Origin of the sequence: uncultured Duncaniella sp. (assembly GCF_910577345.1) — a bacterium.
Lineage (GTDB): Bacteria > Bacteroidota > Bacteroidia > Bacteroidales > Muribaculaceae > Duncaniella.
The window spans coordinates 1-13,555 of the sequence record NZ_CAJTMT010000046.1 but is presented as its reverse complement, the minus strand read 5'-3'; the positions used below and the strand labels follow the sequence as shown (position 1 = coordinate 13,555).

General features: G+C 53.1%; 10 protein-coding genes and 1 tRNA gene. 1 reads left to right on the top strand and 10 read right to left on the bottom strand.

The genetic code is table 11. From position 1 onward, the window contains the following. The coding region (locus tag QZ310_RS13065; protein WP_297073586.1) for a hypothetical protein at nt 1–293 on the top strand (293 nt) is incomplete at its 5' end. A gap of 480 nt (nt 294–773) precedes the next feature. On the opposite strand, the gene rpoC is transcribed toward QZ310_RS13065, so the two are convergent. The 10 genes from rpoC to QZ310_RS13015 all read right to left on the bottom strand — a co-directional run. After that, nucleotides 774–5,096, bottom strand: coding sequence for a DNA-directed RNA polymerase subunit beta' (rpoC, locus tag QZ310_RS13060; protein ID WP_297073583.1), 4,323 nt, complete (start codon nt 5,094–5,096; stop codon nt 774–776). 81 nt (nt 5,097–5,177) lie between these two features. Then, on the bottom strand, nt 5,178–8,993 hold the full coding sequence (gene rpoB / locus QZ310_RS13055) for a DNA-directed RNA polymerase subunit beta (protein WP_297073580.1): 3,816 nt from the start codon (nt 8,991–8,993) through the stop codon (nt 5,178–5,180). Nucleotides 8,994–9,345: 352 nt separating this feature from the next. Beyond that, the gene (rplL, locus tag QZ310_RS13050; protein ID WP_297073577.1) at nt 9,346–9,720 is read right to left on the bottom strand and encodes a 50S ribosomal protein L7/L12; all 375 of its coding nucleotides are present in this window, start codon (nt 9,718–9,720) and stop codon (nt 9,346–9,348) included. Between the two features lie 79 nt (nt 9,721–9,799). Further along, nucleotides 9,800–10,330 (bottom strand): 50S ribosomal protein L10, encoded by a 531-nt coding sequence (rplJ, locus tag QZ310_RS13045; RefSeq protein ID WP_297073574.1) that lies wholly within the window; start codon nt 10,328–10,330, stop codon nt 9,800–9,802. Between the two features lie 22 nt (nt 10,331–10,352). Beyond that, nucleotides 10,353–11,048 carry a 50S ribosomal protein L1 gene (gene rplA, locus QZ310_RS13040; protein ID WP_297073572.1) on the bottom strand — a complete coding sequence of 232 codons (696 nt, stop codon included), beginning with the start codon at nt 11,046–11,048 and terminating at the stop codon, nt 10,353–10,355. Between the two features lie 12 nt (nt 11,049–11,060). Beyond that, complete coding sequence (rplK, locus tag QZ310_RS13035; protein WP_123613571.1) at nt 11,061–11,504, bottom strand: 50S ribosomal protein L11; 444 nt, start codon at nt 11,502–11,504, stop codon at nt 11,061–11,063. Nucleotides 11,505–11,678: 174 nt separating this feature from the next. After that, nucleotides 11,679–12,230: a transcription termination/antitermination protein NusG gene (gene nusG / locus QZ310_RS13030; RefSeq protein ID WP_297073569.1), complete on the bottom strand. Its 552-nt coding sequence runs from the start codon at nt 12,228–12,230 to the stop codon at nt 11,679–11,681. A 24-nt stretch (nt 12,231–12,254) separates the two neighbouring features. Further along, nucleotides 12,255–12,455 (bottom strand): preprotein translocase subunit SecE, encoded by a 201-nt coding sequence (gene secE, locus QZ310_RS13025; protein WP_297073565.1) that lies wholly within the window; start codon nt 12,453–12,455, stop codon nt 12,255–12,257. A 13-nt stretch (nt 12,456–12,468) separates the two neighbouring features. Beyond that, nucleotides 12,469–12,544, bottom strand: a tRNA-Trp gene (locus tag QZ310_RS13020). 127 nt (nt 12,545–12,671) lie between these two features. Beyond that, nucleotides 12,672–13,555, bottom strand: an 884-nt coding sequence (locus tag QZ310_RS13015) for an elongation factor Tu (protein WP_297073563.1), incomplete at its 5' end; no start/stop codon positions are given.

The window sequence follows — 13,555 nt, the reverse complement described above, 5'->3', positions numbered from 1 at the left end:
AAAAAGAGACCACACCGCTGATTCGCTGCTTACCGGCTGCCATCAGGCAGAGAGACCACATCACTGATTCGCAGCCTACCAACTGCCATCCGGCAAAAAGAGACCACACCGCTGATTCGCTGCTTACCGGCTGCCATCAGGCAGAGAGAGGCCACACCGCTGATTCGCAGATTACCGGCTACCATCCGGCAGAAAAAGAGACCACACCGCTGCTCCTACATAACTACTCATCATTTTGTTATTTTTATTTAAGCTGGTTATGGGATCTCCATTTGGACTTCGCAGCTAACTAAATATATCACCAATCCAAACCATTATTCATAAAATTGTCTTTCAGATTCAACCCGGCCGTTCTAAAAATACCCCTCCAAACAATTGTTGGCTCAACCAGTAATTATAGTGCATTATCACAGCATAATGTCAGAAGCTACATAATGTCAGAAGCTACGAAAGCTTAATTCCAAGTAAATTATACTTCTGTTGCTTTTGTTTATTTTGTTCGTTTGTATCCCTTTTCACCGCATATAAACCCGATTTTAGGATTGGACCATATTGTTATTAAAAACGGTGGATTCGGGGGGAATAAGGAATCAGCCAGATAAAAAAAGATGCGACAAGATTTTCTCTTATCGCATCTTCTTTATCTGGCTGAACAGGGCCTAAAATGAATTATATCATTCTTGAAAATGAATCATATTACTTCCGGAGAATTATACCATTCCCGGAGAATCATATCACTTCCGGAGAACCATACCATTCATAGGGGTGGGTTATCAGAGTTCGGTGTGGGCTACGTCGATGACTTCGGGGGCTTCCTGACGGGGAACGACGGGGAGGTCGAAGGCGTCTTCAATGTCGTCCTTGCCACCGACAACGATGCGCTCGTAGGAGCGGAGACCGGTACCGGCGGGGATGAGGTGACCGCAGATGACGTTTTCCTTCATGCCCTGGAGGTAGTCGACCTTGCCATTGATAGCAGCCTCGTTGAGCACCTTGGTAGTCTCCTGGAATGATGCAGCCGACATGAACGAAGATGTCTGGAGGGCTGCACGGGTGATACCCTGGAGAATCTGCTCGGAGGTGGCGGGCTGGGCATCGCGTACCTGGATGGGACGGAGGTCACGGCGCTTGAGCGAGGAGTTCTCGTCGCGGAGCTTGCGGGCAGTGATGATCTGACCGGGCTTGACGTTCTCGCTGTCGCCTGCGTCAGTGACAACCTTCTTGCCCCAGATGCGGTCGTTCTCGTCCATGAAGTCGCGCTTGTCGACAACCTGCTGCTCGAGGAAGCCGGTGTCGCCCGGATCGAGGATGTTGACCTTACGCATCATCTGGCGGACGATGACTTCAAAGTGCTTGTCGTTGATCTTCACACCCTGCATACGGTAGACGTCCTGAACCTCGTTGACGATGTATTCCTGAACGGCTGTCGGACCCATGATGTTGAGGATGTCGGCCGGAGTGATGGCACCGTCTGAGAGGGGTGTACCTGCACGGACGTAGTCGTTTTCCTGAACAAGAATCTGCTTCGACAGGGGAACGAGATATTTCTTGGTCTCGCCGAGCTTGGAAGTAACCGAGATTTCACGGTTGCCACGCTTAACCTTGCCGAACTTGACTTCGCCGTCGATTTCCGAAACGATAGCGGGGTTCGAGGGGTTGCGGGCTTCGAAGAGCTCGGTGACTCGGGGGAGACCACCGGTGATGTCACCGGCAGAACCTGCGGCGCGAGGAATCTTGACGAAGATCTCACCTGCCTTGAGCTTGGCACCGTCGTCGACCATGAGGTGGGCACCCACAGGGAGTGCGTAGGTCTTGACGATGTCGCCGTTGGCATCGAGGATGTTTGCTTCGGGCACCTTGCCACGCTCCTTGGATTCGATGATGATCTTTTCGCGGAGACCGGTCTGCTCGTCGGAATCGACGCGGTAGGTGACGTTTTCCTGAAGGTTGACATATTCAACCTTACCGGCAACTTCACTGACGATGACGGCGTTGAAGGGGTCCCATTCGCAGATGACATCGCCTTTCTTCACGGCAGCGCCGTTGTCGAAGAAGAGTTTCGCACCGTAGGGGATGTTGGCGTTGGTGAGCATCATCTTGGTGTTGGGATCGACGATACGCATTTCTGCGAGTCGGCCGATGACAACCTCGACGTTGCGTCCCTTGGAATCAACCTCGTCGGTCTTGACCGTACGGAGTTCCTCGATTTCGAGGAGACCGTCGTAGCGGGAAGTGAGAGAGTTGACGGCGGCGATATTCGAAGCCACACCACCGACGTGGAATGTACGGAGGGTAAGCTGTGTACCCGGCTCACCGATTGACTGGGCTGCGATGACACCGACAGCCTCACCCATCTGCACCATGCGGTGGGTAGCAAGGTTGCGGCCGTAGCACTTGGCGCAGACACCCTTCTTGGATTCGCAAGTGAGGACGGAGCGGATTTCAACAGACTCGATGGGCGACTCGTTGATGCGGTCGGCGGCAATGTCGTTGATTTCCTCACCGGCTGCGACGATGAGTTCGCCGTTGGTGGGATCGATGATGTCGTGGACAGACACACGGCCAAGGATGCGCTCGCCGAGCGAAGCGACAACCTCGTCGTTGTTCTTGATTTCTGTGCAGACGAGGCCACGGAGCGTACCGCAATCCTCTTCGTTGATGATGACGTCGTGGGCCACATCGACGAGACGACGGGTAAGGTAACCTGCGTCGGCAGTCTTAAGCGCGGTATCCGCAAGACCCTTACGGGCACCGTGGGTCGAGATGAAGTATTCGAGCACCGAAAGACCCTCCTTGAAGTTCGCAAGAATCGGGTTCTCGATGATCTGACCGCCTTCGGCACCACTCTTCTGAGGCTTGGCCATAAGACCACGCATACCGGAGAGCTGACGAATCTGGTCCTTAGAACCACGGGCACCGGAGTCGAGCATCATGTAGACAGGGTTGAAGCCCTGCTTGTCGGCAGAAATCTGCTTCATGAGTGTGTCGGCGAGGCGCGAGTTGACGTGTGTCCAGATGTCGATAATCTGGTTGTAACGTTCGTTGTTGGTGATGAAGCCCATCGAGTAGTTGTTGAGGACTTCCTGCACCTGCTCGTAGCCTTCCTTGACATACTGTTCCTTTTCAGCAGGAATGAGCACGTCGCCGAGGTTGAACGACAGACCACCCTTGAAGGCCATGTAGTAACCGAGGTTCTTGATGTCGTCGAGGAACTGGGCCGAACGGGGGATACCGCAGTGCTTGATAACGCGGGAGATGATAGTACGGAGCGATTTCTTCGAGAGGATTTCGTTGACGTAGCCGATCTCCTTGGGGACATATTGGTTGACGAGCACACGGCCGACGGAGGTGTTCTCGACAAGATGCTTGATGGGGTTGCCGAACTCGTCGATGTCGTCGACAACGATCGAGACGGGAGCGTGGAGAGTCACACGGCCTTCATTGTAGGCAATCTCAGCCTCTTCGGGACCGTAGAACTTCAGGCCCTCACCCTTGTCGCCCTTGCGGAGCTTGGTGATGTAGTAGAGACCGAGCACCATGTCCTGAGAGGGGACGGTGATAGGAGCGCCGTTGGCAGGGTTGAGGATGTTGTGTGAACCGAGCATGAGGAGCTGTGCTTCAAGGACAGCCTCGTTGCCAAGGGGAAGGTGGACTGCCATCTGGTCACCGTCGAAGTCGGCGTTGAATGCCGTACATGCGAGCGGGTGGAGCTGGATAGCCTTACCTTCGATCATCTTGGGCTGGAATGCCTGGATACCGAGACGGTGAAGCGTCGGGGCACGGTTGAGGAGCACGGGATGGCCCTTCATCACGTATTCAAGGATGTCCCAAACGACGGGTTCCTTGCGGTCGACAATCTTCTTGGCCGACTTCACAGTCTTCACGATACCGCGCTCGATGAGCTTGCGGATGACGAAGGGCTTGTAAAGTTCGGCAGCCATATTCTTGGGGATACCGCACTCGTGCATCTTGAGCTCGGGACCTACGACGATAACCGAACGTGCGGAGTAGTCGACACGCTTACCGAGGAGGTTCTGACGGAAACGTCCCTGCTTACCCTTGAGCGAGTCAGAGAGTGATTTGAGGGGACGGTTGGCCTCGGTCTTGACAGCCGACGACTTGCGGGAGTTGTCGAGAAGTGAATCGACAGCCTCCTGAAGCATACGCTTCTCGTTGCGGAGAATCACGTCGGGAGCCTTGATTTCGATGAGGCGCTTGAGACGGTTGTTGCGAATGATGACACGACGATAGAGGTCGTTGAGGTCGGAAGTGGCGAAACGTCCACCGTCCAGGGGCACGAGAGGACGGAGTTCGGGCGGAATGACAGGGACAGCCTGGAGAATCATCCACTCGGGACGGTTGCGCTCACGCGATGCGCGGAACGACTCCACGACCTGAAGGCGCTTGAGGGCCTCGGTCTTGCGCTGCTGCGAACCTTCCTGGTTAGCCTGGTCGCGGAGAGCGTAAGAGAGGTCGTCGAGGTTGATGTCCTTCAGAAGCTCGTAGATAGCCTCGGCACCCATCTTGGCGACAAACTTGTTGGGGTCAGTGTCGTCAAGGAGCTGGTTCTCGCGGGGAAGACGGTCGATGATGTCGAAATACTCCTCCTCGGTGAGAAGGTCGAGACGCTGAACGGGGTTCTCACCCTCGGCTGCGACACCGGGGTTGATGACAACGTAGCGCTCGTAGTAGATGACGGCATCAAGCTTCTTCGAGGGAAGACCGAGGAGGTAACCTATCTTGTTGGGAAGCGAGCGGAAGTACCAGATGTGGGCGACGGGAACGACGAGCTTGATGTGGCCCATGCGCTCACGACGCACCTTCTTCTCGGTGACTTCGACACCACAACGGTCGCAGACGATGCCTTTGTAGCGGATGCGCTTGTACTTTCCGCAGTGGCACTCGAAGTCCTTCACGGGACCGAAGATGCGCTCGCAGAAAAGGCCGTCGCGCTCAGGCTTGTAGGTGCGGTAGTTGATGGTCTCAGGCTTTAACACCTCGCCGCTTGACTTCTCCAGAATCTCCTCGGGCGAAGCGAGACCGATGGAGATTTTCGAGAAAGAGGTTTTCTGTTTATTGTCTTTTCTAAAAGCCATATTTTAGATATTCAAAGCGATATTAAGTAATTTTTCGTCCCCCGGGGAGCAATCCCCGGCGGGACAATGAGGGGAGAAATATTACTGCTCGAGGTTGATGCTCAAGCCGAGACCGCGAAGCTCGTGGAGAAGCACGTTGAGCGACTCGGGGATACCTGCGGGGGGCATGGCCTCACCCTTGACGATAGCCTCGTAGGTCTTGCTGCGGCCGGTGACGTCGTCAGACTTGACAGTGATGATTTCCTGGAGGATATGGGCGGCGCCGAATGCTTCGAGCGCCCAAACTTCCATCTCACCGAAACGCTGTCCACCGAACTGGGCTTTACCGCCGAGAGGCTGCTGGGTGATGAGTGAGTACGGACCGATCGAACGTGCGTGCATCTTGTCCTCGACCATGTGACCGAGCTTAAGCATGTAGATGACACCCACGGTCGCAGGCTGGTCGAAGCGTTCGCCTGTGCCACCGTCGTAGAGGTAGGTCTTACCGTAGCGGGGAAGACCGGCCTTGTCGGTCCACTCGTTGAGGTCTTCGAGGGTCGCACCGTCGAAAATCGGGGTTGCGAACTTCTCGCCGAGCTCACGACCGGCCCAACCGAGCACGGTCTCGAAAATCTGACCGAGGTTCATACGCGAAGGCACACCGAGCGGGTTAAGGCAGATGTCGACCGGAGTACCGTCGGCAAGGAAGGGCATGTCTTCCTGACGCACGATGCGCGAAACGATACCCTTGTTACCGTGACGACCTGCCATCTTGTCGCCCACAGAAATCTTACGCTTCTTGGCCACATAGACCTTGGCAAGCTTCATGATGCCTGAGGGAAGCTCGTCGCCGATGGAGATGTCGAATTTCTTGCGACGGAGTTCGGCGTCGATTTCCTTCGACTTGCGGAGGTAGTTGACAATGGTTGCACGAATCATATCGTTGATGCGCGCATCAGTTGTCCACTTCGAAAGGTTGATGGTATCGAAATCAATCTCACGCAGGGTGGCTGCCGAGAAGTTCGAGCCCTTGGGAATGATATCGGTTCCGAGGAAGTCCTTGACACCCTGCGAGGTCTTGCCTTCGGTGAGGGTCATGAGCTTCGAGATGAGGAGGTTCTTAAGGTCGTTGAGACGATCCTCATATTCCTCGTCGAGTTTCGGAAGTACTGCGCTGGCGCTCTTCTTGGTTTTCTTCTTCTCAGCCTTCTGGAAGAGGTGTGTGCCGATGACAACACCCTTGAGCGAGGGAGAAGCCTTGAGCGAAGCATCCTTCACGTCGCCGGCCTTGTCGCCGAAGATGGCGCGGAGGAGTTTTTCCTCAGGAGTGGGGTCGCTTTCGCCCTTAGGAGTAATCTTACCAATCATGATGTCGCCGGGGACGATGTGGGCACCCACGCGCACGATACCGCGCTCGTCGAGGTCCTTGGTAGCGTCCTCAGAGACGTTGGGGATGTCGGAAGTGAGTTCCTCCATACCGCGCTTTGTCTCGCGGACTTCGAGGGTGTACTCATCGACATGGACAGAGGTGAGGATGTCTTCGCGGACAACACGCTCGTTGAGCACGATGGCGTCCTCATAGTTGTAACCCTTCCAAGGCATGAAGGCAACCTTGAGGTTGCGGCCGAGTGCAAGCTCACCCTTTTCGGTAGAGTAACCTTCGGTGAGGATGTCGCCGCGCTTCACACGCTGACCCTTGTTGCAGATGGGGCGGAGGTCGATGGTCGTGCTCTGGTTGGTCTTGCGGAACTTGGGAAGGTGGTATTCCTTGACGCTGTCCTCGAACGATACGAATTCCTCGTCCTCGGTGCGGTCATAGCGGATGCGGATGACGCGGGCATCGACAAATTCGATGGTGCCTTCACGCTCAGCCATGATCTGGGTGCGGCTGTCGTGGATGAGCTGGCCTTCGATACCTGTGCCGACGATAGGCGACTCGCTGCGGAGCAGGGGAACCGCCTGACGCATCATGTTTGATCCCATGAGCGCACGGTTTGCGTCGTCGTGCTCGAGGAAGGGGATGAGAGATGCAGCGATTGATGCAATCTGTGTGGGCGAAACGTCCATGAGTTCGACCTGGTCGGGAGCGACGATAGGGAAGTCGGCATCCAGACGGGCCTTGACGCGGTCGTTAATGAACTTACCGTCGTCCTCCACGGGAGCGTTGCCCTGGGCGATGATCTTGCCTTCCTCGATTTCAGCGGTGAGGTAGACAACTTCATCGTTCTTGAGGTTTACGACACCATCCTTAACCTCACGGTAGGGTGTCTCGATGAAGCCGAGGTCATTAATCTTAGCATAGACGCAGAGCGAGGAGATAAGACCGATGTTCGGGCCTTCAGGAGTCTCGATAGGACAGAGACGGCCGTAGTGTGTATAGTGTACGTCGCGCACCTCAAAACCTGCGCGTTCACGCGAGAGACCGCCGGGGCCAAGGGCCGACATACGGCGCTTGTGGGTGATCTCGGCCAGAGGGTTGGTCTGGTCCATGAACTGCGAGAGGGCGTTGGTGCCGAAGAATGTGTTGATAACGCTCGAGATAGTCTTGGCGTTGATAAGGTCGATCGGGGTGAACACCTCATTGTCGCGGACGTTCATGCGCTCACGGATGGTGCGCGACATACGTGCGAGACCGACGTTGAACTGATTGTAGAGCTGCTCGCCTACAGTGCGGACACGACGGTTGCTGAGGTGGTCGATGTCGTCGACGTCGGTTTTCGAGTTGATGAGCTCGATGAGGTATTTGATGATGGCGATGATGTCCTCCTTGGTGAGAACCTTCACGTCCATCGAAGTAGTGAGGCCGAGTTTCTTGTTGATACGGTAGCGGCCCACTTCGCCGAGGTCATAGCGCTTTTCAGAGAAGAAAAGGTTGGTGATGACTTCGCGCGCGCTGGCATCATCCGGCGGCTCGGCGTTACGGAGCTGTCGGTAGATGTACTGGATAGCTTCCTTCTCGGAGTTGGAGGTATCCTTCTGGAGGGTGTTGAATATGATTGAATAGTCGGAGGTGTTGGCGTCTTCCTTGTGGAGAAGTACAGTCTGCACGCCCGAATCAAGGATTTCCTGGATATTGTCTTCTTCGAGGACGGTCTCGCGGTCGAGAATCACGTCGTTACGCTCGATCGAAACAACTTCACCGGTATCTTCGTCAACGAAGTCCTCGACCCAAGTCTTGAGCACACGGGCTGCAAGCTTGCGGCCCACGGCTTTCTTGAGATTGGTCTTGTTGACCTTGATTTCCTCGGCGAGGCCGAAGATCTCGATGATGTCCTTGTCGCTTTCGAGACCGATGGCACGGAGAAGGGTGGTTACGGGGAGTTTCTTCTTACGGTCGATGTAGGCATACATCACGTTGTTGATGTCAGTAGCAAACTCAATCCAGCTACCGCGGAAGGGAATGATACGGGCGCTGTAGAGCTTGGTGCCGTTGGCATGGGTGCTCTGACCGAAGAACACACCGGGCGAACGGTGAAGCTGCGACACGACAACGCGCTCGGCACCGTTGATGACAAAGGTACCCTTGTCAGTCATGTAGGGGATAGGGCCGAGATATACGTCCTGAATCACAGTTGCGAAATCCTCGTGATCAGGGTCGGTACAGTAAAGTTTCAGTTTTGCCTTGAGGGGCACACTGTAGGTGAGACCACGTTCGAGACACTCGTCGATAGTGTAGCGCGGCGGGTCGATGTAGTAGTCGAGGAACTCGAGGACAAAGTTGTTGCGGGTGTCAGCGATGGGGAAGTTTTCGGCAAACACTTTGAAGAGGCCCTCGTTTTTTCTTTTTTCCGGGGGTGTGTCAAGCTGAAGGAAGTCCTGGAACGACTTCAGCTGCACCTCGAGGAAATCGGGGTAAGGAAGAGGGTTTTTAACCGACGCGAAATTTACGCGGGGTTTTGCTAATGTTATGTCTGACATCTAATCTTTTGGATTAAACATTAAAAAAGAAACTCGTAAAGGAGAATTGAGTGAAGAGAGGAAACGACGCTCACAATGGGGGTGAGCGACGGCAGAGCGGCCGGTAAGGAGGCAAACGCCTCGATTAACATTATTTAACCACAAAATCATCCCATCTCTCAGGCTGTAGAAAATGATGAATTACCCAAATAGGCCTGAATGAAGGGATTATAAGTATGGAGATGGTTAAATTTTTATTTATAAATATAAATATTTATGATTTTTTATACCAACCCGTCCATTTTAACGCAAATAGGTTAAGAAACTCCCTGACGGGAGAATCTTAACCCATTGTACCTGATAAGAGGTGATATTATTTGAGCTCAACCTCAGCACCAGCTTCTTCGAGCTGCTTCTTGAGGCCTTCAGCGTCAGCCTTAGCCATGCCTTCCTTGATAACGCTGGGAGCGCCGTCAACCATTTCCTTAGCTTCCTTAAGACCGAGACCGGTGAGTTCCTTAACGAGCTTAACAACGGCGAGCTTAGAAGCGCCGGCAGCCTTGAGGACAACATCGAAAGAGGTCTTCTCTTCTTCAGCGGGAGCGCCTGCAGCGGGACCGGCAGCAACTGCAACAGCAGCAGCGGCGGGTTCGATGCCGTAAGTTTCTTTGAGGATCTGAGCAAGTTCGTTTACTTCCTTAACGGTGAGGTTAACAAGTTGTTCTGCAAAAGCATTAAGATCTGCCATGATTTTATAGTTTTATTTGTTGTTTTAAAATTTTGATGATTGGTTGGGTTTTGAGCAGAGAGGCTGTTGAGAGCGAGGCTTACGCTTCCTTCTTCGAAAGAGTTTCGAGGATGCCGTGAAGTTTGTTGCCGCCAGATGAGAGAGCGGAAATAACGTTCTTGGCAGGAGACTGGAGAAGAGCGACAACGTCTGCGATGAGTTCGTTTTTGCTCTTGATGGCCACGAGAGCGTCGAGCTGGTCTTCGCCCATGTAGATAGTCTCTTCAACGTAAGCGGCCTTGAGTCGGGGAAGAGTGGCTTCCTTGTCGGCCTTTCTGATTTCCTTGATGAGCTTTGCAGGAGCATTGCCCACGTTGGCGAGCATCAGAGAGGTAGAGCCGTGGAGGGCTCCGTAGAGTTCGGAGTAGTCACCTTCGAGCGATTCGAGTGCCTTGTGAAGAAGAGTGTTCTTCACGACCATGAGCTTGATGTCAGCCTTGTTGCAGGCGCGACGGAGGGCAGTGGTCTTTTCGGCATCGAGGCCGGCAGTTTCAGTGAGATAGAAGCAGCTATACTCCTGAAGAGTCTTAGCTATGTTCTCAATAGCAATGATTTTATCTTCCTTTTTCATTTTCTACAGTCAGCTTTAGAAGTTATTCGTCGATTGACTTGGGGTCAATCTTGATACCCGGACTCATAGTGCTCGAAAGATAAATGCTCTTGATATAGGTACCCTTTGCGGCAGCGGGCTTGAGCTTGATGAGGGTGTTGATGAACTCGCGTACGTTGGCAGCAGCGGCGGGAGCTTCGAAAGAAACCTTACCAACTGAAGAGTGTACGATACCGTTCTTGTCAACCTTGAAGTCGATTTTACCCTTCTTCACTTCCTCAACGGCCTTGGCAACGTCGTTGGTCACAGTACCGCTCTTGGGGTTCGGCATAAGGCCACGGGGACCGAGAACACGGCCGAGGGCACCGATTTTACCCATGATAGCGGGCTGGGTGATGATGACGTCAACGTCAGTCCAACCGCCTTTGATTTTTTCGATATATTCGTCCAGACCGACATAGTCTGCACCGGCAGCCTTAGCGGCAGCTTCAGCGTCAGAGTTGCAAAGCACGAGAACTCGTACCTGCTTACCGGTTCCGTGGGGAAGCGTTACGACGCCACGCACCATCTGGTTAGCCTTACGGGGGTCAACGCCAAGTCGAACATCCACGTCAAGCGAAGCGTCAAACTTGGTGAAGGTGATTTCCTTCACGAGGTTAACGGCCTCAGCAAGACTATAAACTTTCCCGGCTTCAACTTTCTCCTGGGCAATCTTTTGATTTTTCGTCAGTTTACTCATGTCAATTGAAGTTTAAATGTTTTCGGGGAATGTTCCTTTTACGGTGATACCCATGCTTCTGGCTGTACCGGCAACCATACGCATTGCCGATGCTACGGTGAAACAGTTCAAATCGGGCATTTTGTCCTCAGCAATTGCTTTAACCTGATCCCAGGTCACTTCACCGACTTTCTTACGGTTAGGCTGAGCCGAGCCGCTCTTGAGCTTGGTAGCTTCGAGGAGCTGGATTGCCACCGGAGGAGTCTTGACTACGAAGTCGAAGCTCTTGTCAGTGTAGTAAGTGATGACTACCGGAAGTACCTTACCGGCTTTGTCCTGAGTGCGGGCATTGAATTGCTTGCAAAACTCCATGATGTTGATACCCTTGGAACCAAGAGCAGGACCAACAGGAGGCGAAGGATTGGCTGCTCCGCCTTTGATTTGCAATTTGATCTGTCCAGCAATTTCTTTAGCCATGATAAATCTAAATTTTTGTTAATGATTCGGTTAAAACGATGTCCTCTGTTCTTTCACCATGATGTCTCCCCGACGCTTTCGTAACCAAGAGCCGGAGAGCCGTCATTTTATTAGGCTCGGAATCTGTGACATCTCCCGTGGTATCGTGGACAGAGCCTCGATACCGCGCGATGATTATTCACGCTCTACCTGAGAATTCTCGAGTTCAAGCGGGGTTTTACGCCCGAAGATTTTGACCATTACCTTAAGCTTCTTCTTCTCACGGTTGACCTCTTCAATGGTTCCAGAGAAACCGCTGAACGGGCCGAAAGTAACCTTTACGGTCTCTCCTACCATGTAGTCGTTTCCGTCATCGGTCGTGTCAATCATTTCATCGGCCGTGCCCATCATTCGCAGCACTTCGCTTTCACGAAGGGCCTCAGGGGCGGCGTTCTTGCCACGTCCACGAAGGAAATCGATTACATTTGTAGTGTTACGGAGTTCGTAAAGCACTTCGCCGGTGAGAATACACTCCACAAAGACATAGCCGGAGTAAAGGTTTTTCTCCTTCACCACCTTCTTGCCGTTGCGGACCGACATAACCTTTTCAGTAGGAATCAAGACCTGAAAAACGTAATTGCCGAGGCCGGTGTTGCGGATGGCTCCATCCAATACTTCTTTGACCTTAGCTTCTTTGCCTGAGATAGCGCGGAGCACATACCAGGCTTTTTTCAATTCTTCTGCCATTGATTTTCTTCTGTTCTAAAAAGATTACTGACCGAGGCTGTAAATGAAGTGCATAATGGTGTTGACCACCTGATCCATCACGAAGACAATCGCTGCAATAATGATGGAAGCTATCAGCACGATGACCGCGCTCTTGACCAGTTGGGTCCTTGTAGGCCAAGTAGTCTTATACCGAAGTTCGGTATAAGACTCCTCGATATCTGTAAGTAGTTTAAGTTTACTCATTTGTCGTGTTTTTTGGCACGGGACGAGAGGCTCGAACTCCCGACACCCGGTTTTGGAGACCGGTGCTCTACCAACTGAGCTAGTCCCGTAGGTAGAAAAACCGACCCTCATCCTTTCGGACTTATCACCCTCCGGAAACGAGGGCCGGTTTTGGTTTTATTCAGAGGCTTGCATCAGCAAGCTCATGAATGGCTTTTGAGCAATACCGCAAGGGTATTATTCGAGGATTTCGGTAATCTGACCAGAACCTACTGTGCGGCCACCTTCACGGATAGCGAAGCGGAGACCTGCGTCGCAAGCAACCGGGTTGATGAGCTCAACGTTGATCTCAACGTGGTCACCGGGCATTACCATTTCTACACCTTCGGGAAGAGTGATCTCACCGGTTACGTCAAGTGTACGGATGTAGAACTGGGGACGGTAGTGGTTGTGGAACGGAGTGTGACGGCCACCTTCCTCTTTCTTGAGGATATAGACAGAAGCTTTGAACTTGCTGTGGGGCTTAACAACACCGGGGTGGCAGATAACCATACCACGCTTGATATCTTTCTTGTCGATACCGCGGAGAAGAAGACCTACGTTGTCACCGGCTTCGCCCTGATCAAGGAGCTTGCGGAACATTTCCACACCTGTAACAACAGACTTCATATCTGCGCCGAGACCCATGATCTGAACTTCGTCGCCAACCTTTACGATACCAGTCTCGATACGACCGGTAGCAACTGTACCACGACCGGTGATTGAGAACACGTCTTCAACAGGCATAAGGAAGGGCTTGTCGATGTCGCGGGGAGGCAGGGGAATCCAGTTGTCAACAGCTTCCATGAGCTCCATAACCTTCTCTTCCCACTGGGGTTCACCGTTGAGGGCGCCAAGGGCAGAGCCACGGATGATAGGAGTTTCGTCGCCGTCATATTCGTAAGTCGAAAGAAGGTCGCGCATTTCCATTTCAACGAGGTCGAACATTTCTTCGTCGTCTACCATGTCGCACTTGTTGAGGAACACAACGAGACGGGGAACGTTCACCTGACGAGCGAGAAGGATGTGCTCGCGAGTCTGGGGCATAGGACCGTCAGTTGCGGCAACCACGATGATAGCAC